This is a genomic window from Clostridium sp. Marseille-P299 (assembly GCF_900078195.1).
Taxonomy (GTDB): Bacteria; Bacillota; Clostridia; order Lachnospirales; family Lachnospiraceae; genus Lachnoclostridium.
On record NZ_FJVE01000007.1, the window covers coordinates 1,470,834 to 1,496,281 of the forward strand.

Genomic DNA, 25,448 nt, shown 5'->3' on the forward strand with positions numbered 1-25,448 from the left:
TATGGAACAAGTATATTCAGTTTCACAGGTCAATAATTATATTAAGAATTTATTTGTTAGAGATTATGTCCTGAATCGTATTTACATGAAAGGAGAAGTATCCAATTGTAAATATCATACTTCAGGTCATATCTATTTTACACTAAAGGATGAGACGGGTCAGATGGCTTGCGTTATGTTCGCAGGCCAGCGTACTGGTCTTCATTTTCGGTTAGAGGAAGGACAATTAGTAATTGTTCACGGAAGTATAAGCGTTTATGAGCGAGATGGTAAATACCAAATGTATGCAAGGGAGATTACCCTTGATGGCGTCGGTGTTCTTTATGAGCGTTTTGATCAATTAAAAAAACGTTTAGAAGCAGAAGGGTTATTTGATCCTTCAATAAAAAAAGAAATACCTGCCTTCCCTAAAAAGATTGGTATTGTAACTGCGAAAACTGGTGCGGCGATACAAGATATCATTAACATTGCTACGAGAAGAAATCCTTATGTACAGTTAATTCTTTATCCTGCACAGGTTCAAGGCGATGGGGCTGCGGCAACAATCGTTCGTGGTATCAAAAAATTAGATGCACTAGGCGTTGATACGATAATCGTTGGGCGTGGTGGTGGTTCCATAGAAGATTTATGGGCATTTAATGAGGAAGTCGTAGCTAGAGCTATTTATGCTTGTAAAACACCGATTATTTCAGCGGTTGGCCATGAAACTGATATCACAATTGCTGATTTTGTTTCCGATTTACGAGCACCTACTCCTTCGGCAGCAGCTGAACTTGCAGTGAATGATATTTCATTATTAAATGCAACATTGGTAGATTATCATAGCATGTTAACGCAAGGGATGCTACGTAAGATAAGTAATTATCGCAAGCAAGTAGAGCAACTTAAATTACGTTTAAGCTATGGCAATCCAATTTATCAGATTCGTCAAAAAAGACAGTTGGCATTAGATATGCAGGATAAATTGACTAGATACATGAATTTAAATCTACAAAAGAATCGTCATAAGCTCGAATTATATATAGAAAAATTAAAGGCACTTTCCCCGTTAGAAAAACTATCAAAGGGTTATTCTTATACTTCGGATGAAGAAGGGCATGTAATCAATAGTGTTGATAAGGTTACGGTAGGAAGTAAACTTCATATTACAGTAACAGATGGTACTATTATTGCATCTGTAGATCAAACGAAGAAGAATGAATAGAAAGGCAGGTAGCGTTTTGGGAAAAAAAGAAAAGACATTAGAAAGCTCATTTGAAGAGTTAAATTCAATTATAGATAGTCTAGAAAAAGAGGACATTAGCTTGGAAGATTCCTTTGGTCTTTATCATAAAGGAATGCAGTTATTAAAGTACTGCAATGACTCAATTGACAAAGTTGAGAAAGAGTTAATGATTCTTGAAGAGAATGGAATGGATGAATAACAATTATCACTTCGTGTTTTAAAAAGCACATGGAGGTTTTAAATGAATTTTGAAAATTTGCTTGATTTTAAGGTCAAAGAAATTGAAACAATAATAAGTGAATATTTATTAAAGGAAGAGGGCTACCAACAAACGATTTTTAAAGCAATGAATTACAGTGTGCTTGCGGGTGGAAAAAGAATACGTCCTCTTCTTTTATTAGAGACTTATCGTATGATGGTTGCAGACAAAGAGGAGAAAAATGAAGCATTGGTTGCGCCATTTTTAACAGCATTGGAACTAATACATACGTATTCTTTAGTACATGATGATTTACCAGCAATGGATAATGATGAATATCGTAGAGGAAAGTTGACAACACATGCAGCATTTGGGCATGCTATGGGTATTTTAGCTGGAGATGGTTTGTTAAATTATGCTTTTGAAGTAAGCTCTAAGGTATTTGATATCATCGAAGAAATGCCAGAAAAAGAACAATTAACTTACTACAAAAGAGCAACAAAAGCTATGAGCACCTTAGCTAATTATGCTGGTATATACGGTATGGTAGGCGGACAGGTAGTTGACGTTGAACAAAGTGGTAATGCTTTGGATTTACCAATGCTTCAATTTGTCTATGAGCTAAAAACTGGTGCATTATTAAAAGCTGCAATGTTAATTGGAGGAATTCTTGCTGGAGCTACAAAAGAAGAATTAGATTGCCTTGAATCAGTAGCAAAAGATGTTGGAATGGCATTTCAAATTCAAGATGATATACTCGATGTGACAAGTACCCAGGAAGTTCTAGGTAAACCTATTAAAAGTGATGAGAAGAATGAAAAATCCACATATGTTTCATTGTGTGGAATTGATTTTTGTCATGATGAAGTAAAACGTCTGTCCAATCAAGCAATTGAACATCTTACAAAGCTTAATAAAGATGATAAATTTGTAATACAGCTGATTCAATATTTAATTAATAGGGAAAAATAACTCTAAATATTTTATATATTGAGTCTTAGAATGGAGGTTAGAATGCCTAAAATTCTTGATCAAATTAATGAACCCAACGATATAAAAAAAGTAGATGAAAAATTTTATGGAAAATTAGCTACAGAGATACGACAGTTTCTTATTTCAGAAGTAAGTAAAACTGGAGGGCATCTTGCATCAAATTTAGGAGTTGTTGAACTTACTATGGCGTTGCATTTATGCTTAAATTTACCGGAAGATAAATTAATTTGGGATGTAGGTCATCAAGCCTATGTCCATAAGTTATTGACGGGGCGTAAAGAAGAATTTAAAACACTTCGTCAATTTGAAGGAATGAGCGGTTTTCCAAAAAGAAAAGAAAGCGACTGTGATGCATTTGATACTGGTCATAGTTCCACATCTATTTCTGTTGCTATGGGTCTTGTAAAAGCAAGAGATTTAAGTAAGAGTAAGCAAAATATCGTAGCTGTCATTGGTGATGGTGCATTATCTGGTGGTATGGCTTATGAAGCACTTAATAATGCGGGTAGACTAAAAACTAATTTAACAATAATTTTAAATGATAATAACATGTCTATATCTGAAAATGTAGGTGGAGTAGCTAGTTATTTAGGTAAAGTACGTACCAATACTACGTATACGGATTTTAAGGGTGGATTAGAAGTTGCACTTAAAAAAGTACCTAAAGTAGGTAATGCTCTTGTTTCTAAATTAAAACGTTCAAAAGATTCAATAAAACATTTAATGATTCCAGGAATGTTATTTGAGGATATGGGTTTGACTTATATTGGTCCAATTGATGGACATAATATTACGCAAATGATGACTGCTTTACAGTCTGCAAGTCGAGTAAAAGGTGGCGTATTAGTACATGTGGTCACCAAAAAAGGAAAAGGCTATGAAAAGGCAGAAAAAGAACCTTGGAAGTATCATGGCGTAGAGCCATTTGACATAAAAACGGGAAAGAATTTATCAAAGAAAGAAGGAAAAAATTATACAGATATTTTTTCTGAAGCAATGTTAGAGCTTGGTAAAACACAGGAAAATGTAGTGGCTATTTCAGCAGCAATGCCAGCTGGAACTGGTTTAATACCATTTAGTAAAGAATATCCGAAACGATTTTTTGATGTAGGAATCGCAGAAGAGCATGCAGTAACTTTTGCTGCAGGTTTAGCAGCTGGGGGATATCGTCCTGTGGTAGCTATTTACTCAACATTTTTACAACGTGCATACGATCAAATTGTACATGATGTTTGCGTAAGTAAATTGCCAGTGGTTTTTGCAATTGATCGAGCTGGTATTGTTGGGAACGATGGTGAAACACACCAAGGTATATTTGATATTTCATTTCTTTCTCATATACCAACTATGACTATTATTGCGCCTAAGAATGGCGATGAATTTATAGATATGATTCAGTTTGCTGTTAAGCATGATGGACCGATTGCGATACGTTATCCAAGAGGACGAGCTTATCTTGGACTCTCTGAACATAGAGAGCCTATTGTTTATGGGAAAAGTGAGATAATATCAAATGATGGAGAAATTGCTATTTTAGCAGTTGGTAGCATGGTACAAACAGCAGTTGATGTGGTTTCATTATTAAAAGAACATGGAATGAAAGCATCTCTTGTTAATGTTCGTTTTATTATGCCAATTGATCATGAAATGATTAAAGAGATTGCAAGTACTCATAAAGTAATTGTAACAATGGAAGAGAATGTAAAACGTGGTGGCTTTGGTGAAAGTGTATCCGTCTTCTTATTTGAAGAAGGAATTCAAGGGGTAAAACATATTAATATATCACTACCGAATGAATTTTTAGAGCATGGAGACCAAGGAATTTTAAGAGAAAAGAGTGGCTTAGATGCCATTAGTATTGTAAAAAAGATTGAAAGTTCTATAAAGAATTAGTATCGCATTTGATCTTTAACGTCTGAAAGGAAATGTGAAGGAACCATTGCTTTACATGATTTATTGAACGTAATCTAATATAGAAAGGTCTTGTGAGATACAATGGGTAAAAGTATGAAAGAACGTCTTGATGTGCTATTAGTACAACGAAACCTAGTAGAGTCAAGAGAAAAAGCAAAGGCTATTATCATGTCTGGAAACGTATTTGTTGAAGGGCAAAGAGAAGATAAGGCTGGAAGTATGTTTCCACCTGAGGTGAATATTGAAGTTAAGGGTGCTTCAATGAAGTATGTCAGCCGAGGTGGTTATAAATTAGAAAAAGCAATCGAGGAACATGGGGTAAATCTAATCGATAAAGTATGTATGGATGTTGGTTCTTCTACTGGTGGATTCACTGATTGCATGTTACAAAATGGAGCTACAAAGGTATTTGCAGTTGATGTTGGGACAAACCAACTTGCTTGGAAATTACGTCAAGATCCTAGAGTGGTTTCAATGGAAAAAACAAATATTCGTTATGTTACAATTGATGATATCAAGGAATATGTAGATTTTGTTTCAATTGATGTAGCATTTATTTCTTTAACTAAGGTTTTAGGACCAGTGTTTAAACTTATGAAAGAGCATGGTGAAATCGTTTGCCTTATCAAACCTCAATTTGAAGCGGGTCGAGAAAAGGTTGGGAAAAAAGGTGTTGTTAGAGAAAAAAGTGTCCATGATGAGGTAATTCGAAAGGTTATTCTTTTTGCCGCACAACTAGGTTTTGAAATGTTAGCTCTTGATTTTTCTCCTATTAAGGGACCTGAGGGCAATATTGAGTATTTACTTTATATGAGAAAGCAAACAAAGTTTGCATCCGATGAAGTAGATGAGGAAGAACAGGATTTAGAAGATGATCAGGAGTTAGACAACGATCATAATACTACAGAAGCTGTAATTGAAGATTCTATCACTGATATAATAAAGGCAAGAACAGATGTCGCAGCTATTCTAGAGTTAGTTGGTAATGTAGTAGAAATGGCACATGGAACACTACAATTGTAGTATTGATAGAAATATAAATATATGCTATCTTATCATTAGATAAGTGGTGCAAGAATGCACTCGGTGTAAAACATAAAGGGAAGGTATTGGGTAGATATAACAACTGATTAAGCAGTATTCAATTTGTAGGAAGATGTGCAGATTGAGTATGCAGAAAGAGGAAAGATGAGACACTTTTGCATTATTACAAATCGGGATAAAGATACGAATTTGGAAATAACGAATAAGATTATAGCGTATCTTACATCAAAAAAGAAGGAAGTCTTTCTTGCAAAAGAACAAGATAAAGAAAGTGGTTTTTACACGGATGCTGCCACAATACCAAAGAATACGGAATGTGCAATTGTTCTTGGCGGTGATGGAACCATTTTACAAGCGGCTCACGATTTGTTAGGTTATAACATACCAATATTAGGTATTAATTTGGGTACCTTAGGATTCATGGCTGAAACAGAGTTACAAAATGTTTGGCAGGCATTGGATGCTTTATTTGATGGCGATTATGTTATTGAAGAGCGTATGATGCTAAATGCTTGTGTTTTACAAAGTTCAAACGAGATTTATTCAGATAAAAACTGTACTTCTGCATTAAATGATATCGTTATAACAAGAAGTGGATTTTCAAGAATTATTGGAGTAAGAATTTATGTGAATGGAGCATTTGTGAATGATTTTCGTGGAGATGGTGTCATTATATCAACCCCTACGGGATCTACAGGATACAATTTATCAGCAGGTGGACCAGTAGTCACTCCAGAAGCTGAACTTACTATTATAACACCGATTTGTCCACATTCGTTAAATGCGAGAAGCATTGTTGTTACAAGTAATGATAAAGTTACAATTAAAATACGTGAAAGTAAAAAGACACAAGAGGAAGAAGCAATTGCTACAATTGATGGTTGTAGAGCTATTCAATTAAAGGCAGGAGATAGTATAGAAATTGGTAAAGCAGTAGAAGTTACGAAGCTAATACGTGTGGGAAAAGCTAATTTTTTTCATATTTTAAGAACGAAACTTGGGGATGCCAACAATTAATTATCCCCCTAAATATTAAATCTGTAAATGAGATAGATAGGAGCAGACGATGAAAATAGGGAGACAAAGTAAAATAATCGAACTAACACAAAAGTACAATATAGAAACTCAGGAAGAACTAGCGGAATTATTATTGAACGCGGGATATAATGTAACTCAGGCTACTATTTCTAGAGATATTCGTGAATTGAAATTAACGAAGGTTGCAACAGATGGAGGACGTCAAAAGTATGTTGCGCTACAAAACCAAGAAGTAGGTATTACTGATAAATATATTAGAGTACTTCGCGATGGATTTGTTTCTATGGATATGGCACAAAATATTATGGTAGTTAAAACCGTTTCAGGAATGGCTATGGCTGTAGCGGCAGCATTAGATAATCTTCATTTTGATGGTATTGTTGGTTGTATTGCAGGTGATGACACTATTATGTGCGCAATACGTTCCGTAGAAGAAACAGTAACGGTAATGGAAAAGTTATCAAAGATCGTGAATGGTAAAGAATAGTAACCTTGAAGTATAAATCTTGATTCACATGATAAATCGTGTTAAAATATACTTTGGGTGATTTTTAAAAGAACTTCAAAGATACAGACAGAAGAATAGAATCATTAGAAAACAATAGAAGGAGTTTAACATGTCAGGACATTCTAAATTTGCAAACATTAAACATAAAAAAGAAAAGAACGATGCTGTAAAAGGTAAGATTTTCACAAGAATCGGTCGTGAAATTGCCGTTGCAGTTAAAGAAGGTGGACCAGATCCAAATAACAATAGTAAATTAAAAGATATTATTGCTAAAGCGAAATCTAATAATATGCCGAATGATACAATTGAACGTAGTATCAAAAAAGCTGCTGGTGACAATGGCGGCGTAGATTATGAATTTGTTACTTATGAAGGTTATGGACCAAGCGGTACTGCTATTATTGTTGAAGCTTTAACTGACAACAAGAATAGAACTGCAGCCAATGTAAGAAATGCATTTACAAAGGGAAATGGTAATGTTGGAACTCAAGGTTGTGTTTCTTATATGTTTGATAAAAAAGGTCAGATTTTAATCGATAAGGAAGAATGTAAATTAGATGCAGACGAACTTATGATGATAGCACTTGATGCTGGAGCAGAAGATTTCAGCGAAGAAGAAGACAGCTTTGAAATCGTTACTGATCCAGAAAGCTTTAGTGCAGTTCGTGAAACACTTGAAAATGCTGGTGTTCCTATGGCATCTGCAGATGTTACTATGATTCCTCAAACATATGTTACTTTAACAGATGAACAAGATCTTAAAAACATCAATCGTACGCTTGCTTTATTAGATGAAGATGATGATGTACAAGAAGTATATCACAACTGGGATGAGCCAGATGAAGAAGAATAAAATATTCAGTGATGAATAATCGAGTAGGAGGAAATTCATTAATTGAATTTCCGTCCTCTCACACCACCGTACGTACCGTTCGGTATACGGCGGTTCAATAAGATTACCTTATTTGCGAATATCTTTCACTAAGTGTTATAAAACCTTGTTCTCTAAGATATTTATTGGTAAGAGTTGAATTTAAGATTGGGCTATTGGAGATTCTCCAGTAGCCTTTCCTTGTATTCGCATGTTCCCATGCTTTCCAATTCTCTACCCCTAGTTTAACTAAGTTATCATGTTTCGTTTTAATCTTTTTCCACTGTTTCCAGTAACAAAGACGTAAACGTCTTCTTAGCCACTCATCAAGTTCTCGTAAGGTACCTTTCATATCTGCTAGTTTGAAGTAACTTATCCAGCCAACAATTAATTGTTTTAGTTTAATAGCTCTGAGTTCCATACTCATTGCATTACTTCTTCCAGTGATACTCTTAAGTTTTCCTTTTAACTTCTTAACAGAAACTTGATGTACTCTTATTCCCATTTCACCTTTCTTATTGTAAAAGGTATATCCTAAATATTTTAGTTTCCATGGTCGGTCTACCTTACTTTTCTCTTTGTTAACTTTAAGCTTCAAGTCCTTTTCTATAAACTCCGTGATACTTTTCATAACTCGCTCTGCTGATTTCTTTGATTTCACGTATACATTGCAATCATCTGCATAACGGCAGAACTTAAGTCCTCTTCGTTCTAATTCCATATCTAGTTCATGCAACATGATATTACTTAATAGTGGAGATAAGTTCCCACCTTGAGGCACTCCTTCTACAGTAGCACTTACTAATCCCTTTTCCATCACTCCTGCATTTAGATACTTCCTTATCAGTCCGATTACTCGTATATCCTTGACTTCTTTATAAATCAGCCCAATTAACCTATCGTGGTTGACAGTATCAAAGTACTTTTCTAAATCTATATCTACCGCCCATTTATAGCCTTCATCCATGTATTCTTTACATTTTAGAATTGCTTGATGCGCGTTTCGATTTGGTCTAAATCCATAACTATTCTCTGAAAATTTCTTCTCAAAGATTGGCGTTAGTACTTGTGATACTGCCTGTTGTATCACTCGGTCTACTACAGTTGGTATCCCTAATGGTCTTGTTTTCCCGTTATCCTTTGGTATCTCTACCCTTCTTACGGGATTCGGTTTATAACTTCCATCTGCTATGGATTGCTTAAGCTCTTCGCCATGACTTCTTAGATATGGTAGAAGTTCATCTACTCCCATCTTGTCGATTCCATGACTTCCTTTATTCTTCTTTACACGTTTAAAGGCTTCATTTAGATTTTCATTACTAATGATTTTCTCTAGCAATCCATAGTGATATTCTCTTCGGGCGTTCTGTCTGTTATCCGACGTCATAGAAATGCTCGGCGCCTTTGCATAGCTTTCGAGTTCCACTCTATCCTTTTGCAAATGACCTGATTCTGTATTCAGTTGTCTGCTGTCATCACATTTCTTTGTTTCTTTCAAACTTTCAAAACCTCCTATTGTTCAGTCCTTCCCATAGGTCGTCGACTACCTCCGGTACTATGACCTCTGCTGACTTCTTAGTGTTCAGCCATACATCACTGCATGGGTTGTCATTTCAGAGTTCACTTCCATGACGTATCACTAAGACCTCCCCAGGTAAGAACGCAATCTTCCTCTCCATCTATCTGCCACATTTACATTAATTAATTTCGAGTAGTTATTGGACTTCGATTTGTATAGCAATCTTATCCTTAATTAATGCCTTGTATGTGATTTCTGTTCGTCAGACCAGAGATTTGCCCACGGACTTCCTTCAGATTCGCCCTCACGAACGACACCCTTGTCTTAGGCTATACACTTGCCACTACTAGGCTGTGTTAGGGACTTTAACCCATTAGATTGCGCCCATGCTGGGCACACTACAATAAAGACCTTCTTAGCATTTAACTAATGCTAGGAAGGTCTTTTTAATTCTCAAACCAACATTGATTTCCAAATTTATTATGATATAATAAACTTGGAAAAATTATTCATTGGACGATTACAGCAAATTATCATTAAATTTATGGAGGGTATGTAAAATGTCAAGTGAAACAGATAAGTACATAAAAAATTTATCATCAACTCTAGATGAAATTGATGATATAGATTTATTTGAAGTAGATGAATCAGCCGAAGAAATAGATATCGAATATTGGGATTATAGAATAATACATAAGCAAGAGAACGATACTTATAAAATAGGAGAAGTATATTTTAACGCAGACCATGAACCTGTTACTTGGGTTGAACTTGATTCACTTTGTTGTGAAAATTATGAAGATTTAAAAAGTGATATTGAAGGATTTTACGAAGCGCTTACTAAACCTATTATTATGTTTGATGGAGAAAGATTAGTAGAGATAAATAATGTTGTTGAATAATTATGGTAAATAATTATATAAGTTTATTAATTGTAGTTTATTTAATAAACTACAGTCCGTAAGGCATTCAAAAGTAGACTAGAGGTAAAGGTTTGCTTTTGAATGTTTTATTTTATAGGAGGAAGAAATGGAAATAAAGCAATTTAGAGAACTACAACCAGAAGCAGTCTTAATAAGAAATGAAGTTTTTGTACAGGAACAAGGATTTGAAAATGAGTTTGATTCAATTGATGATATTTCAACACATTTAGTGCTATTTGATGATGCACTACCTGTGGCTACCTGCCGTTATTTTTGGGATGAAATTAAAAAATCATATATCGTAGGACGGATAGCGGTACGAAAACAACATAGAGGGAAAAAGCTAGGTGAAATGATTTTAAGAGAGGCTGAAAAAAGCATCAAAGAACTTGGAGGAAGTAGTATTTATTTATCAGCACAATTAAGAGTGAGTAAATTCTACGTAAATCAAGGATATAGAATGGTTGGCGAAGTATATTATGATGAATTTTGCGAGCATATTTGGATGATGAAAGAATTATAGTAGAGAATGAATTACTGATCGATTATAATTTAATTGACTTAAATGGAAAAGAAATCAGAATTATTGATATTTGGGCTGGATATAAGGATTCTTCAATTGGATACTAAGTGAATTAAGCTGATATGATAACATGAAACTATAAGCTGCTGAACATACATGATTCTGAACATACATGCTTCTTACTTGTTCAACAGCTTATTTATAAAAGATTATATTCTTAAGTTAAATTTATTCCCCACCAGGACCATCGCGACGTTCTGAATCATCTGGAGAGAAGGAATTACTACAGCAATTTTGTGATTTGTCTGAAACATCTGTAGTAAAAGAATGTGCTACATCATCTGAATTGGTAGTTTTACTAGGTGTTGCTTTGGAGTTTGATACATTCGTACTAGTTGTTTTATTTCTGCTATTTTGCATAGAGATATCCTTTCTAATTAAAAATATCGAAACATATTGATACATAATAAAGTATTTGATTTCAGGTATCACATTATACTGGCAAAAAAATCTGCTCATGTTTATCTACTTTTTAGTTAAATCAACAAATAGTTAGGAAAGTATTGACCAAAAAAGTAAATTGTGTTAAAATTTCTTAACAATACATATATGAGGGAGTAACTCACGCATCAATTTGCGTGACAACGCCAACATCATGGCCGATAATAGCCTGGTTTTGTCTTAAAGAGTGAGACTCATGTATAACTTAGAAAATTTGTTTTATAAGTTATACTTGGGTCTTTTTTTGTGCGCACCACACGGAATATGAGGTATGTTGTTGGATGCTTCTCGCATGGTTGGAAAAGATATCTTTTATAAGAGGGAAAGGAAGAGTAAAATGAACTTTTATTTGAAGTCAACGGATGAAGTGTTAAAAGACACGAAAAGCCAATTGACAGGACTATCCTCAAAAGACAGTGAAGAACGTCTTTTGAAAAATGGTAAGAATAAGTTAGCGGAAGGTAAAAAGACTCCATTATTTATTAAATTCTTATCACAAATGCAAGACCCTATGACAATTATCTTATTATGTGCAGCTACCGTATCTGGTATTACTGCAGCATATGCTCATGAGTCTTTTGCAGACGTATTTATTATTTTAGCTGTTGTTATCATCAATGCAATTTTAGGTGTTACACAGGAGAGTAAAGCTGAGAAAGCTATTGAGGCTTTACAACAAATGGCGGCTGCTACAAGTAAAGTTCTTCGTGATGGCGTTCAACAAACGATTAAAAGTGAAGATTTAGTAGTAGGTGATATTATTTTACTTGAAGCTGGTGATGCAGTACCAGCCGATGCTAGAATTTTAGAATCTGCAAGTTTAAAAATTGAAGAAGCAGCGTTAACAGGTGAAAGTGTTCCTGTTAATAAGAAAGTTGACAAACTTACTCTTGGAAATGAAAAAGATATCCCATTAGGTGATCGTAAAAATATGATCTACATGGGTAGCACAGTAGTTTATGGACGTGGTAGTGCAGTTATTACTGCTACTGGTATGGACACTGAAATGGGTAAAATTGCAGATGCTCTTGCAAATGCAAAAGAAGGTCGTACACCTCTTCAAATTAAATTAGCTCAGTTAAGTAAGACATTAAGTGTACTTGTAATTGGTATCTGTATTTTTATCTTTGCCTTTAGTTTATTAAAAGCAGGTGAAATCACTGGTGAAACTGCTCTTGATACATTCATGGTTGCAGTAAGCCTTGCAGTTGCAGCGATTCCAGAAGGTCTTGCAACCGTTGTTACAATCGTTCTTAGTATTGGTGTTACCAATATGAGTAAGAAGAATGCTGTAATAAGAAAGCTTACAGCAGTAGAAACCTTAGGTTGTGCAGAAATCATTTGTAGTGATAAAACAGGAACTTTAACACAAAACAAGATGACTGTTGTAGAACACTATGGTGAAGATGAAAACTTATTAGCAACTGCTATGTCACTTTGTAGTGATGCTCAAGTTGGTGAAAATGGAGATGCAGTTGGTGAACCTACAGAATGTGCACTTGTAAACTATGCAACTAAATTATCTTTAAGCAAAGATAAATTAAAAGAAGAACAACCACGTGTTGGAGAAGCTCCTTTTGATTCTGTGCGTAAGATGATGAGTACTGTACATAAAACAGATAAGGGCATTATTCAATATACAAAAGGTGCTCCTGATGAAATATTAAAATGTTGTACAAAAGCATTAGTAAATGGTAAAGTTGTTGCTTTAGATGATAAGATTAAGAATGCAATCTTAACTAACAACAAAGAAATGGCTGGCAAAGCACTTCGTGTATTAGCAGCTGCATATAAAGAATATGATCAAGAACCAAGTAATTATGAACCACAAAACTTAGAAAAGGATCTTGTATTCATTGGATTAACTGGTATGATTGATCCAATTCGTCCAGAAGTTGTTGATGCTATTGCAGAATGTAAGAAAGCTGGAATTAAGCCAATTATGATTACAGGTGATCATAGAGACACCGCAGTAGCGATTGCTAAACAACTTGGTATCATTAAAGATGCGAGTGAAGCAATCACTGGAGCTCAATTAAATGATATTTCAGATGCTGACTTTAAAAATGAAATTGAAAAGTACTCTGTTTACGCACGTGTTCAACCAGAACATAAAGTTCGTATTGTAAATACATGGCGTGAAAAAGGCAAGATTACAGCGATGACTGGTGACGGTGTTAATGATGCTCCAAGTATCAAGTCCGCGGATATCGGTATTGGTATGGGTATCACTGGTACAGACGTTACTAAAAATGTTGCAGATATGGTTCTTGCAGATGATAACTTTGCTACAATTGTTAGTGCAGTTGGTGAAGGACGTCGTATTTATGATAACATTCGTAAAGCAATTCAGTTCTTATTGTCCAGTAACTTAAGTGAAGTTTTAAGTATTTTTATAGCAACTATTATGGGCTTTACAATCTTAAAACCAGTACACTTATTATGGATTAACTTAATTACAGACTGTTTCCCTGCTCTTGCACTTGGTGTAGAAAAAGGGGAAAGCGACTTAATGGAACGTAAACCAAGAAGTACAAAAGACGGTATTTTTGCTGGTGGTCTTGGTGGGGATGCGTTATATCAAGGTGCTTTAGTTACTATTATTACATTAGCAGCTTATTTTATTGGTCATTATATGGAAGCTGGTGTTTGGGAAATTGCAAACAGCGAAGATGGTATGACAATGGCATTCCTTACAATGTCTATGGCAGAGATTTTCCACTCCTTTAACTTAAGAAGCCAAAGAGGTACATTATTTAAAATGAAGTCCTTAAACTTCTGGTTACTTGGTGGTATGGCATTAAGTTTAGTATTAACAACAGCAGTTATTTACTTACCAGGTATTTCAGATGCATTTGGATTTGCTCATATTTCTATACCTGAGTATGCAGTTGCCCTTGGATTAGCATTCTTAGTAATTCCAATTGTTGAAATTGTTAAGTTGATTCAAAGAGCAATTAGTAAAAAGTAATTTTTAAGTAAGATATTAGGTAAGATTTATCTAAGATAACAAGTAAGATAGAAATATCACACTTAAAGTAATATAAACTGTCACAAAAAGAATCAATTATCAAATAGCTTGATCTAAGCTAGATTGTGGATTGAAATTCTTTTGTGGCAGTTTTTTTATGGCATTTTTTCACTTCTGTCATTAAAATGTCGTAAAATAAATAAAAATTGAAACAAAAAATGATTGACAAATAACCAAAAAAAGGTTATCTTATATAAAATACATTATATTCATATAAGAATAGTATGAAATTAATTAGGAGGATTCAATGGATAAGGGGGAGCAGCAAAAGAATGTTATCTTAGGAAAGGATTTAAATAAGATTATTGAAATTCTACAGACAATCCAATATGGTTCTGTAACAATTATTGTACAGGATGGTAAGATACTTCAAATTGAAAAAAATGAGAAGATAAGAGTTAAATAAAAGGAAAGAATTTAAGAAAAACAAAGTAAAGTAATGAGACAGCAAATGTGAAAAGAAGAAATGAAATTGGTGATGTTAAAAGTAAATTATAGAGCTAAGCAATAAGGAATGGATTATAAATGAATATTAAAACTGACTATAAAAAATAGAGGTTTTATTATGTATCAACATAATAAGGCCTCTTTTTTCTTTGTAGAAAATTAAAGCATGTAATTCTTAACCTTAGAAAATCACATTCTTAATACATGAGGTACATTCAGATTATTTCTTACGCAATGATTTCAAATAAATATAGAAGGATTTGAAAATCAAGTAAAGAAGGATCTGAAATGCAAATATAGAAGGATTTGAAAATTAAAAATGAAAGGATCTGTAAATCAAACATGAAAGGAATGAGAAAATATGAGTAATTATGAAAAAGTAAAAGCACTCCACCCCTGTTTTGGAAGTGTAGGTAATAAAGGTAGAATTCATTTACCTGTCTGTCCATCTTGCAATATTCAATGTAACTTTTGTGATAGAAAGATTAATGATTATGAAAACCGTCCAGGTGTTTCTTCTACTATTTTAGATCCTGAAGAAGCGATAGAGGTAGTGGAAAAAGCCATACATATGTGCCCTGACATAACAGTAGTTGGAATTGCTGGGCCTGGAGATACTTTAGCATCAGACAATGCGATAGAAACGTTCCGCTTAATTGGGAGCAAGTTTCCTCAATTATTAAAGTGTATGAGTACGAATGGACTGTTGTTACCTGAAAAAGCTTTAGAGTTAATAGAGGTTGGCATAGATACGTTAACAGTTACGGTGAATGCTGTGGATCCAGAAATTTTACAGCGAATTGTACCAGCGATTATATACCATGGCCAAACGTTTGTAGGCCTTGAGGCAGCTAATATTTTAATTCAAAACCAATTGGAAGGAATAAGAGTACTTTCTAAAGCAGGGGTTACGATCAAGGTCAATACAGTATTGATTAATGAAATTAATAAAGAACATATAAAAGAAATTGCAAAAACAGTAAGTGAAGCAGGAGCAACGATATATAACATTATTCCATTGATTCCTCAAAATAAATTAGCTTACTGTGAAGAACCTCCTTGTAATGATATTGACAGTACAAGGAGAGAGGCAAGTGAATATATTGAAGTATTTCGCCATTGTATGCGTTGTAGAGCAGATGCAATTGGAATTCCAGGAAAGCTAGAGATTGGCGATCAAATATATAGAAAGGATTTTATTATAAAAGAAACGTTTTCACATGGTTAAAAATATAAAGGCTTATTAGTAAGAAATCTATATTTATAAACAAGCATTAACAATCAAATGCAATGAGGGTGATTATGAGTTATAAGATAGCAATTGCAACAAAGGATGGAAAGGTAGTATCTGAGCATTTTGGGTATAGTAAGAAATTTTGTATTGTAAGTATTGATCAAAATGCTTGGAAGGTTATTGAAGTAAGAGAGGTTGTGCCTGCATGTACAGGGGTTGGCTGTACATATTCTAAAGATTCAAGTAATTCACACATAGATGCAATTGAAAAAGTAGCGAAAATTCTTTCGGATTGTAAGCTCGTAATTGTTAGTCAAATCGGATATGGAGCGGAACGAGTTTTAAATGATAATCAGCTTGAAGTGAGATTACATAAGGGATTTATTATTGATTATTTAAATAGTTTTATAACAACTTAAAAAAAGGTAGAAGAGTAAGTTGACATGAGTATCTTAACTGGCTAAAAGCACAGAGAATTTAGCTTATGAATAAAACTACCTAGCGTTAATAAGGAGGGAATTATGGCAAAGAAAATCAAACAAATTGCAATCTATGGAAAAGGGGGAATCGGAAAATCTACAACTACATCTAATATAAGTGCAGCCTTATCAAAACTCGGCTATAAGGTAATGCAGTTTGGCTGTGATCCTAAAAGTGATTCTACGAACACATTACGAAATGGTGAATATATTCCAACGGTCCTTGATACCTTACGAGAAAAAAATACAGTAAAAGCTAATGAAGTGCTTTATCAAGGATTTAACGGAATCTATTGTGTAGAAGCAGGTGGTCCAGCACCAGGTGTAGGTTGCGCAGGTAGAGGGATTATAACGGCAGTTCAATTATTTAAACAACAGCGAGTATTTGAGGAATTAGATTTAGATGTAGTGATTTACGACGTTTTAGGTGACGTTGTGTGTGGGGGATTTGCTGTACCAATTCGAGAAGGAATTGCAGAACATGTATTTACCGTTTCCTCGGCTGATTTTATGAGTGTATACGCTTCCAATAATTTATTTCGAGGGATCACAAAGTATTCCAATGCTGGTGGAGCACTTCTTGGTGGTGTCATAGCAAATTCTATTAATAAGGCTTATGCAAAAGATATTATAGATGATTTTGCGAAACGTACAAAGACACAAATCATGCAATATGTTCCTCGTTCCGTAACTGTAACACAAAGTGAATTACAAGGAAAAACAACAATAGAAGCAGCACCTGATTCACAACAAGCAAAGATTTATATGGAGCTAGCAGAGCGTATTGCAGAACATGAACATTCCACGGTTCCATCACCGATGGAAGTAACTGAATTACGTGAATGGGCAGCGGAATGGGGAAATCAATTACTTGAATTAGAAACAGGTGTTGTTGTAGGCGGAAATCAAGCTGGTATATAACATAGCAGTGAAAATAATTAGAGTAATCAAATTATTAGTTAGATCTTTGATTGATCTATGTTAGAGGAGATAAAACACAGTAGAAATAGAAAAATATCAGTAAATATGAAAGAGAAAATAAAAGTGAAGAAGAAAATAACAGTAAAAGAACAATAAAAAATAACAGTAGAGAAATGTAGTAAGTGAAAAATTGTATTTAAGAAATGGATTTGTAGATTTTATATTTGATTACTAATAAAAATTCTAATTTAGAATGGAGGAAGTATTTTGGCAAATTTTATTGACCGTGCAAAATTTTCATGTGCTTTAGGGGGAGCATTAACAACCATAGCAGGATTACCAAAAGCAGTACCGATTGTTCATGCCTCAGGGGGCTGTGCAGCTGCATTATCAAATACATATAATTTAGCTTCGGGTTACCGTGGAACTGGATATTGTGGAGGCTCTATGATCCCTACAAGTAATGTGACAGAAAATAATATTGTTTTTGGTGGAGAAAAAAGGTTAGAGGAGCAGATAGAAGAAACAATTATAGCAATCGACGCAGATTTGTATATCGTAGTAACTGGATGTCAAGTTGAAATTATTGGTGATGATGCAGTTGGAATTGCAGGTAAGTTTCGGGATAAAAATGTGATTGGTGCAAGTACTCCGGGGTTTTTGGGAAATACCTTTAAAGGTTATGATGCGGTTTTAAATGCAATTATTAAAGAAGTAATTGAGCCAGTAAGAGAAAAAGAAGAGAAAACGGTCAATCTTTTAGGTATTGTTCCTGGGCATGATGTATTTTATCGAGGAAATTTAGAAGAGTTAAGGCGTTTGCTAAGTCTAGTAGGAATCAAGGCAAATACTTTTTTTGGCGAGAATGAAAGTATTGAAACCATTAAAACCTATGGAAAAGCCTCCTTAAATATTGTGTTATCCACGCAAGCAGGGGTATTACCTGCAATTACCTTTGAAGATTTACATCACATTCCCTATGTATTAGAAGATATTCCAATCGGTCCGAGTGGCACGGAAAAATTCTTAAGAAACATAGGAAGTCTATTACAGGTGGAGGAGAAAGTCATAGAAGAGGTGATTGAACATGAAAAGAAAACTTACTACTCCTATCTTGAAAGAATTGTAGATATTTATTCCGACATTGATTTTCAAAGATATGCAATTGTTGTGGCTGACAGTTATTACGCATATTCGCTTACTAGATTCCTTGCAAATGACTTAGGTTGGATACCACATTTAGTATCGATTAATGATATCTCTGAAATAAAAGATCAAGAAGAATATTACAAAAAGTTTTCTGACATTACCTCTGAAATTACACCTTTTGTTTATTTTCGTGAAAATGCAGGAGATGTTATTAAAGATATAAGAAATAGTTGGCCAAAAAATAATAATCAAAAGTATTATGATTCCCTTTCACCAGCCTTTGTAATAGGCAGTGGTATTGAACGTAGTCTGGCAGAAAAACTTGGAGCAGGTTTTTTAGCAGTTGCATTTCCAGTAAGTAATCGTGTGGTTTTAAATAAAACTTATGTGGGATTTTATGGAGGAGTTTCACTTGTGGAAGATTTGATTTCATCGTTAGTTTCGGCTCGTTAGCATTAAGTAATAGGGATGAGAATTAATTACGTTCTAATAAGAATTCACTAAATTAATTTCGAAGTGGCAGTTTTTAAGATGTTATGAGTGAATGAAAATTTTCAATCTATAAGAACCCGTGACGGGATTTATAATATAAATTAATGCCAGAATGAGAGGCAGAATGAGAGGTAAATATGTCAAATTATACAGATACATTAACCTATGGATATTTGTCAGCAGACGCACCACCAACAAGAGAAGAAAGAATAGGATCATGTTCCGCATTTTGCGGTTCTTGTAGGAATCTAAAAGATGGAATGTCCTCTGGGTGTGCACAACTACAGAACCGTAAGTTTTCTCAAAGCACTGGATGTCAACTGAATCTGGCGGTTGGAATTGTAAGCAGTTTTACTAATGTTGTAATGATTATTCATTCACCGTTAGGGTGCTGCTCAGGTTTCGTTGGTTCTGGTGGTCTAAGAAAGACAATGCGTGCTTCTAAGGGTAAAAAGGACGAAGACTTTGTATGGTTACATACCAACATGGATGAAATGGATGTAGTAATAGGCGGTATTGATAAATTGCGAAGGGCTATTCTTTATGCAGAAAGAGAGTATCATCCAGAAGCAATCATTATAGCCAATGGTTGTGTTCCTGGAATTATAGGAGATGATATTGATTCCTTAGTTACGGAATTATCTAGTCAAACATCTGCAAAAATTGTTCCTATTCATTGTGAAGGTTTTAAAAGTAAGTTCGTTGCATCTGGTTATGACTCAGCATACCATGGTGTCCTAAGGCATTTGATCAATCCTGTAGAACGATACGATAGAGTAATTTCAAGTGATGAAAAGGATGAAAAAGAAAAATATAACAACAGTAGAACTGTAAACATTTTTAATGTAGGTTCCAATAGTAATGGTGATGAAGTGGAATTATCAAGACTTGTATCAGCACTCGGTTTGATTCCACGTGTTTTACCATTGCATGCTTCTCTTGAAGACTTATCGAATATAGGTAATGCAGCACTAAATGTAAGTATCTGTGCAACCCATGATGACTACTTACTTGGGCATTTAAAAGAAAGGTTTGGAACGGATTATTTAATTGATACGTTACCAATTGGTATTCGTAATACAAATCGGTGGATACGCTTGATTGCGAAGAGGTTTCAATTAGAGGAAGAAGCGGAACGCTTGATTCAATTGGAAAATAAACAACTAAAAGAAGCCTTAGAGCCATATCGAAAAGTATTAGCAGGAAAACGAATATTTGTTGGAGGAGGAGAAACAAGAATCCTAACAACTGCTGAATTTTTTGCATCCTTAGGTATGGAATTGTTGGGTGTAAAATCGCACAATGTAGATTTCTTTGTGGAAGATATTATAGATAGTTTGGAAAGTCCGGAACTACTGATCGAAGTGGCAGCAGGTCAGCCAGCAGAAGAATTAAATCTTCTTAGACGTTTAAAACCGGATTTATATGTAGGTCATATGGGGGCAAATGGTTGGGTTAGTAAATTAGGAATACCCAATATACCGCTGTTTGGTCAGGTGTTTAATTACATGGGATACTCAGGAGCTTTTGAGTTAGCAAGAAAAGCTGCAAAAGTATTAAAAAATACGAACTTTGTAAAAAATATTTCAGCAAATTTAGACCTACCACTGAGTGCACATTGGTATGAGGAGGACCCTAAAAATAATATCAAAGAGAGTGAAATTTATTAGAATGACTTGGAGGTCAACATATGAGCGTTATTGTAAATAATCTCACGGAATTAATCGGAAATACACCATTACTTCGACCAAATACTTTTAAGCAGTTAGCAAAAATAAAAGAAGTGGATTTATTGTTTAAGCTTGAATATTTTAACCCTCTAGGGAGTGTAAAAGATCGAATTGCTTTTGCAATGATAACAGATGCTGAGGAGAAGGGGTTATTAAATAAAAACTCAGTTATCATTGAGCCCTCCAGTGGAAACACTGGAGTAGGGCTAGCATTTGTTGCTGCGGCAAAAGGATATCACTTAGTTGTAACTATGCCAGATTCTATGAGTCTTGAAAGAAGGACCCTTTTAACAGCACTGGGAGCTGAACTAGTATTAACACCTGGAGCTCTTGGGATGAAAGGTGCAATTAGAAAGGCTGAGGAATTAAGCGTTCAAATACCAAATGGTATTATACTTGGGCAATTTAGTAACTCTGCAAATCCAGAAATACATAGAAAGACGACTGGACCTGAGATATGGGAAGCGACAAATGGAGCGGTAGATATTTTAGTAGCAGGAGTAGGAACAGGTGGGACAGTTTCTGGTGCAGGTAGCTATTTGAAAGAAAAAAATCCTAGCTTAAAAGTAATCGCAGTAGAACCTGCCGCTTCCCCAGTATTATCTGGTGGAAATCCTGGTCCGCATCAAATCCAAGGCATTGGTGCGGGGTTTGTGCCTGAAATTTACGAGTTAGATGTTATTGATGAAGTTTATAAAGTGTGGAATGAGGAAGCAATCGATACGTCAAGAGTTTTAGCAAGAGAAGAGGGCCTACTTGTTGGAATTTCCTCAGGTGCAGCAGCTTTTGCAGCGGCAAAGATTTCTAATCGACCTGAAAACATTGGAAAGACGATTGTAGCCATTTTACCGGATACCGGGGAACGTTATCTTTCCACGGATTTATTTAAAAAGGAAGTCAATGAGAAAAGTAAGTTTTGGTATTAAGAAACTTCCATTCGTGTTGTTTGTTTTTTTATGGATTCAGTTTGGATGCAAGAGGTTGCTAGATTAGAAAGAAGGTCATTAAAAATTGGGTATATATGAGAATTATGGGTTAGTAGACGATGGATTAGTAGGCGATGGATTAGAGAATGATAGATTAGAAGGTAGATGAGTGAAAGGATGAATAGTTATGGGGGTAGCATGAAATATAGAGTCGCAATAGGAACCACGGATTTGATAAATGTAACAGAACATTTTGGGCAATGTCGTTGTTTTTTTATTATTGAAATAGATCAAAAAGAAGAAGGGTATATTGTTATTGAAAAAAGAGAAACTGCCCATTCACTTTCCTGTGGTGTACATCAAAATGAAGCGATATTAGATAAAATCAAGTCGTTGCATGATTGTCAAATTGTTTTGGTAAAGCAAATGGGAGGTCAGACGGAAAAACTTCTAATACATAATGATATTATCCCACTGCAATATCAAGGAAGGATTGAAGATGCATTAAAAAAGATTGAGAAATATTATTTAAAACAAATATTTTATAGAAAGGATGTCACGTATGACTATAAATTTAATGAATAAAAGAAATGTAAAGATAAGCTTAGACTACCGTACGGTCATTCCTATCGTAACTATAGTAGCTGCTTTACTTGTCGATATTTTTGTGCCAAATCATATAGAGGCAAAATATAGGGACTTAACCAATTTTCGCAGTGTACTTACAGCGGGAGTGATCATTACAGTTATTCTGTTTATAATTTCACTATTTCATGAGAATTTTAGAATTAGATATGCGCATAAATCGTGGTTTGTAGGAGGGGTCTTTATATTCTTTAATATTTTAAATATTATCACTGTAAAACTTCTTCTATTGCCACAGATTTATTTTCCTAGTTTGAATCGTATTTTAAATGTATATGTAACGGATTATAAGTTTTTAATTAAATGTTTGGTAGGTTCTTTTAGTCTGCTAGTAGAAGGCCTTATTGTAGGTGCAATGATTGGTATTATCACGGGGATTTTAGTTGGGTGGAGCAAAAAATGGAGTTATTGGATTTATCCAATTATTCGTATATTAGGACCGATTCCATCCTCTACTTGGATTCCACTTGCTTTAATTGCTTTTCCAACACCTCGTTTTGCAGCTGCGTTCTTAATTGCTTTTGGAGCGTGGTTTCAACTAACAATTCTGACTAGTTCAGGGATACAAAGTGTAAAACAATCCTATTTTGAAGTTTCATCCACATTAGGAGCTACAAACCTTCAAAATTTGTTTCGTATCGCTATTCCGGATGCATTGCCCTCTATGTTTTTGGGTATTTTCAATGCTACATGTAGCTCCTTTGTGGCTTTAATGGCAGCAGAAATGATAGGTTCAAAATCAGGGATCGGTTGGTATATTAATTGGCAGAGAGAAATGGTTGCTTATCCTAATGTTTATGCGGGGTTATTTATTATTGCAGGTTTTTGTTATTTGTTTATAACCTTACAGTTTAAAATAAGAGATCGATTATTAGGTTGGCAAAAGGGGGTTATTAAATGGTAGATTTTTTAGATGCAGTGATAAAACGGTATCAAGAGGATAAAGGTTTGCAAAATAAAGAAGGAGGGATTAAAGCCGTTCAAGTATGTAAAGAATTTGAGCGTTTGGATGGGGAAAAGACGGTTGCCTTAAATAATTTAGATATTGAAATTAATGCTGGGGAGTTTGTATGTCTCATTGGACCATCCGGTTGTGGAAAGTCTACCTTGTTACGTTTAATTGCTGGATTAATTACTCCAAGTAGTGGTGATTTAACCTTGGATGACAAGGAGATTGTTGGTCCAGGGCATGAGAGAGGGTTAGTATTTCAAGATCCAACTTTATTTCCTTGGCTTACGATTTATGACAACATATCCTATGGTTTAAAGATTCGACACATCTATAAGGAAAATAAACGGCAAGTAGAGGAGTTTCTTGAACTTGTAGGATTAAAAGGGTTTGAAAAATCATTCCCACATCAACTCTCTGGTGGGATGGCGCAAAGAGCAAGTTTAGCTAGAGCCTTAGTGAACCATCCGAAGGTATTGTTATTGGATGAACCTCTAGGAGCGTTGGATGCATTTACAAGGATGAATATGCAGGATGAAATATTGCGTATTTGGAAAGAGAGAGGAACGACAATGGTAATGGTGACTCATGATGTGGACGAAGCAATTTATTTAAGTGATCGAATTTTTGTTATGACACCAAGACCAGCAAAGATTGAACAGATCATTGAAGTTGAGATTGGTAGAAATGAAACGTTAGGTAGAAAGAGAGATAGTGTAGATTTCTTGAAATTGCGGTCTAAGATACTTCAAATTCTTGATTTTACTGGAAAAGCGCAACAACCGGAATATTATTTGTAGAAGAGGTGGAATATGAAATCATTAAAAAAGCGTATCAGTATCTTATTAACAATTGTATTACTAACATTTTCGCTTTCAGCTTGTAAGGCTAGTCCAGCGAATGAGGCTTTAAAGGAAAATGAATCAACTGCTGGAAAAAATGAAGATGCTTCTAAGGATATCTCTAAAGATACAAAGGAAGCTAATGGTACTTCAAAAGAAACTTCAAATGAAACTTCAAATGGTACTACAAATGCTTCTTCAAAAGACATTAGTGAGGATAAAACGAATGCTCAAGAAGCGAAAGGCAATGAAAATAAAAACCTAATAAAAGTACTCTATAGTTCAGGACTTTGTGGAATTCCATTACATATAGCAAAACAACTTGAGTTTTTTGAAGCAGAAGGCTTGGTAGAAGGAGTGGATTATGAATATGTAACTTCTAGTTTATCTGGTGTTGAGATGCTTACAACGGGTCAGGCCGATGTTAGTTTTGGACTGGTAGCAGCTATGCTAGCACCACTTGATAACGGACTAGAAGCAAAAACCGTATTAGGAATTCATACAGGGTGTATTTTATTATTAGCGGGAACAGATACGGGGATTACCTCTGTTGCAGAATTAAAAGGTAAAAAGATTGGAGTTCAGCAATTGGCATCCTCTGCTCATATCGTAGCCCAACGGGTTCTTGCAAGTGAAGGTATTGGTTCGACGGTTGAAAATATGGAGGTGGAATTTGTAACCTATGGAAAGGATGACTTACCAATTGCATTAAAAGAAGGCGCAGTGGATGCTATTGCAATTGGTGATCCACAAGCAACGATTTTAATTAATGAAGGCGCTGCTGTTGAACTTTTTAATTCAGCCACCGATGATTTATTAAAAGATGAATATTGCTGTTCTTTATGGGTTCGAAATGAAGCGTTAGAAAAATATCCAGATGAGGTGACGAAGGTTGTTTCAGCAATTCAAAAAGCTTCTGCATGGGTGGATCAAAATACAGATTTAGCAGCAAAGATTCAATTAGATAACGAGTGGCTTGTAGGTGATTTAGAAATCGATCGACAAGTTTTAAAGACCTATAAGTATTTGCCGTCGGTAAGCGGAGTAGAAACTGCACTTACTAGAAATATTTTAGAGATGAAAGAGTTAGGTTTAATTCGAAAAGATACAAACGCAGAAGATCTTGCGAAAAGCAGCTTTTTAAGATTAGAAGGGCTACCGGATGAAATCGTTGGAAACGTTGAAGCTCCGATTGATCCGGATACGCAGGTGAAAAATAATCAGTAAAGAGCATATCAACCATATCAACCATATCATCACTCAATGTTTCAAATATAAAAAGACTGTTACATATAAAAGTATCACAATAAGTGATATTGTTTGGTAACAGTCTTCTTTGTAGTAT

General features: G+C 34.7%; 25 protein-coding genes. 23 read left to right on the plus strand and 2 right to left on the minus strand.

Translation table 11 applies throughout. From position 1 onward, the window contains the following. Window position 1 precedes the first annotated feature (1 nt). From xseA to BN4220_RS14370, 8 genes are all read left to right on the plus strand, one after another. Window positions 2–1,204, plus strand: coding sequence for an exodeoxyribonuclease VII large subunit (gene xseA, locus BN4220_RS14335; protein WP_066717748.1), 1,203 nt, complete (start codon window positions 2–4; stop codon window positions 1,202–1,204). A gap of 16 nt (window positions 1,205–1,220) precedes the next feature. After that, window positions 1,221–1,424: an exodeoxyribonuclease VII small subunit gene (xseB, locus tag BN4220_RS14340; protein WP_347477107.1), complete on the plus strand. Its 204-nt coding sequence runs from the start codon at window positions 1,221–1,223 to the stop codon at window positions 1,422–1,424. Between the two features lie 42 nt (window positions 1,425–1,466). Then, window positions 1,467–2,396, plus strand: coding sequence for a polyprenyl synthetase family protein (locus BN4220_RS14345; RefSeq protein WP_066717754.1), 930 nt, complete (start codon window positions 1,467–1,469; stop codon window positions 2,394–2,396). Between the two features lie 42 nt (window positions 2,397–2,438). Beyond that, window positions 2,439–4,310 (plus strand): 1-deoxy-D-xylulose-5-phosphate synthase, encoded by a 1,872-nt coding sequence (dxs, locus tag BN4220_RS14350; RefSeq protein ID WP_066717756.1) that lies wholly within the window; start codon window positions 2,439–2,441, stop codon window positions 4,308–4,310. A gap of 114 nt (window positions 4,311–4,424) precedes the next feature. Next, a complete protein-coding gene (locus BN4220_RS14355) occupies window positions 4,425–5,354 on the plus strand; it encodes a TlyA family RNA methyltransferase (protein ID WP_082812423.1) in 930 nt (309 codons plus the stop codon). A 165-nt stretch (window positions 5,355–5,519) separates the two neighbouring features. Further along, window positions 5,520–6,392 carry an NAD(+)/NADH kinase gene (locus BN4220_RS14360; protein ID WP_066717759.1) on the plus strand — a complete coding sequence of 291 codons (873 nt, stop codon included), beginning with the start codon at window positions 5,520–5,522 and terminating at the stop codon, window positions 6,390–6,392. 49 nt (window positions 6,393–6,441) lie between these two features. Further along, on the plus strand, window positions 6,442–6,900 hold the full coding sequence (gene argR, locus BN4220_RS14365; protein WP_066717762.1) for an arginine repressor: 459 nt from the start codon (window positions 6,442–6,444) through the stop codon (window positions 6,898–6,900). A gap of 130 nt (window positions 6,901–7,030) precedes the next feature. Further along, on the plus strand, window positions 7,031–7,774 hold the full coding sequence (locus BN4220_RS14370; protein WP_066717764.1) for a YebC/PmpR family DNA-binding transcriptional regulator: 744 nt from the start codon (window positions 7,031–7,033) through the stop codon (window positions 7,772–7,774). Window positions 7,775–7,877: 103 nt separating this feature from the next. On the opposite strand, the gene ltrA is transcribed toward BN4220_RS14370, so the two are convergent. Further along, window positions 7,878–9,290 carry a group II intron reverse transcriptase/maturase gene (ltrA, locus tag BN4220_RS14375; protein WP_066713335.1) on the minus strand — a complete coding sequence of 471 codons (1,413 nt, stop codon included), beginning with the start codon at window positions 9,288–9,290 and terminating at the stop codon, window positions 7,878–7,880. Between the two features lie 581 nt (window positions 9,291–9,871). Between ltrA and BN4220_RS14380 the strand changes: the two genes are divergently transcribed. From BN4220_RS14380 to BN4220_RS20645, 3 genes are all read left to right on the plus strand, one after another. Continuing rightward, on the plus strand, window positions 9,872–10,213 hold the full coding sequence (locus BN4220_RS14380; protein ID WP_066717768.1) for a hypothetical protein: 342 nt from the start codon (window positions 9,872–9,874) through the stop codon (window positions 10,211–10,213). A 127-nt stretch (window positions 10,214–10,340) separates the two neighbouring features. Next, the gene (locus BN4220_RS14385; RefSeq protein ID WP_066717771.1) at window positions 10,341–10,757 is read left to right on the plus strand and encodes a GNAT family N-acetyltransferase; all 417 of its coding nucleotides are present in this window, start codon (window positions 10,341–10,343) and stop codon (window positions 10,755–10,757) included. Beyond that, on the plus strand, window positions 10,736–10,864 hold the full coding sequence (locus BN4220_RS20645; protein WP_278280738.1) for a hypothetical protein: 129 nt from the start codon (window positions 10,736–10,738) through the stop codon (window positions 10,862–10,864). The genes BN4220_RS14385 and BN4220_RS20645 overlap by 22 nt, the downstream gene beginning before the upstream one ends. Before the next feature lie 121 nt (window positions 10,865–10,985). Here BN4220_RS20645 and BN4220_RS14390 read toward each other — a convergent pair whose 3' ends face one another. Continuing rightward, the gene (locus BN4220_RS14390; RefSeq protein ID WP_066717774.1) at window positions 10,986–11,177 is read right to left on the minus strand and encodes a hypothetical protein; all 192 of its coding nucleotides are present in this window, start codon (window positions 11,175–11,177) and stop codon (window positions 10,986–10,988) included. A 418-nt stretch (window positions 11,178–11,595) separates the two neighbouring features. Between BN4220_RS14390 and BN4220_RS14395 the strand changes: the two genes are divergently transcribed. From BN4220_RS14395 to BN4220_RS14445, 12 genes are all read left to right on the plus strand, one after another. Then, window positions 11,596–14,229, plus strand: coding sequence for a cation-translocating P-type ATPase (locus tag BN4220_RS14395; RefSeq protein WP_066721022.1), 2,634 nt, complete (start codon window positions 11,596–11,598; stop codon window positions 14,227–14,229). Window positions 14,230–14,536: 307 nt separating this feature from the next. Then, a complete protein-coding gene (locus BN4220_RS19890; protein ID WP_082812320.1) occupies window positions 14,537–14,695 on the plus strand; it encodes a YezD family protein in 159 nt (52 codons plus the stop codon). A 402-nt stretch (window positions 14,696–15,097) separates the two neighbouring features. Next, a complete protein-coding gene (locus BN4220_RS14400; RefSeq protein ID WP_066717777.1) occupies window positions 15,098–15,964 on the plus strand; it encodes a radical SAM protein in 867 nt (288 codons plus the stop codon). Between the two features lie 74 nt (window positions 15,965–16,038). Then, window positions 16,039–16,389: a NifB/NifX family molybdenum-iron cluster-binding protein gene (locus BN4220_RS14405; RefSeq protein ID WP_066717780.1), complete on the plus strand. Its 351-nt coding sequence runs from the start codon at window positions 16,039–16,041 to the stop codon at window positions 16,387–16,389. A 102-nt stretch (window positions 16,390–16,491) separates the two neighbouring features. After that, window positions 16,492–17,370, plus strand: coding sequence for a nitrogenase iron protein (gene nifH, locus BN4220_RS14410; protein WP_066717783.1), 879 nt, complete (start codon window positions 16,492–16,494; stop codon window positions 17,368–17,370). Between the two features lie 267 nt (window positions 17,371–17,637). Next, window positions 17,638–18,972 (plus strand): nitrogenase component 1, encoded by a 1,335-nt coding sequence (locus BN4220_RS14415; protein WP_066717793.1) that lies wholly within the window; start codon window positions 17,638–17,640, stop codon window positions 18,970–18,972. 176 nt (window positions 18,973–19,148) lie between these two features. Next, window positions 19,149–20,681: a nitrogenase component 1 gene (locus tag BN4220_RS14420; protein ID WP_066717804.1), complete on the plus strand. Its 1,533-nt coding sequence runs from the start codon at window positions 19,149–19,151 to the stop codon at window positions 20,679–20,681. A gap of 20 nt (window positions 20,682–20,701) precedes the next feature. After that, on the plus strand, window positions 20,702–21,667 hold the full coding sequence (gene cysK, locus BN4220_RS14425; protein ID WP_066717807.1) for a cysteine synthase A: 966 nt from the start codon (window positions 20,702–20,704) through the stop codon (window positions 21,665–21,667). A 198-nt stretch (window positions 21,668–21,865) separates the two neighbouring features. Continuing rightward, window positions 21,866–22,252 carry a NifB/NifX family molybdenum-iron cluster-binding protein gene (locus BN4220_RS14430; protein ID WP_197467944.1) on the plus strand — a complete coding sequence of 129 codons (387 nt, stop codon included), beginning with the start codon at window positions 21,866–21,868 and terminating at the stop codon, window positions 22,250–22,252. Next, window positions 22,230–23,216: an ABC transporter permease gene (locus BN4220_RS14435; RefSeq protein ID WP_066717811.1), complete on the plus strand. Its 987-nt coding sequence runs from the start codon at window positions 22,230–22,232 to the stop codon at window positions 23,214–23,216. Before BN4220_RS14430 ends, BN4220_RS14435 begins: the two co-directional genes overlap by 23 nt. Next, on the plus strand, window positions 23,210–24,061 hold the full coding sequence (locus BN4220_RS14440; RefSeq protein ID WP_082812322.1) for an ABC transporter ATP-binding protein: 852 nt from the start codon (window positions 23,210–23,212) through the stop codon (window positions 24,059–24,061). Before BN4220_RS14435 ends, BN4220_RS14440 begins: the two co-directional genes overlap by 7 nt. A 12-nt stretch (window positions 24,062–24,073) precedes the next feature. Next, window positions 24,074–25,330, plus strand: coding sequence for an ABC transporter substrate-binding protein (locus BN4220_RS14445; protein WP_066717813.1), 1,257 nt, complete (start codon window positions 24,074–24,076; stop codon window positions 25,328–25,330). Window positions 25,331–25,448 lie beyond the last annotated feature (118 nt).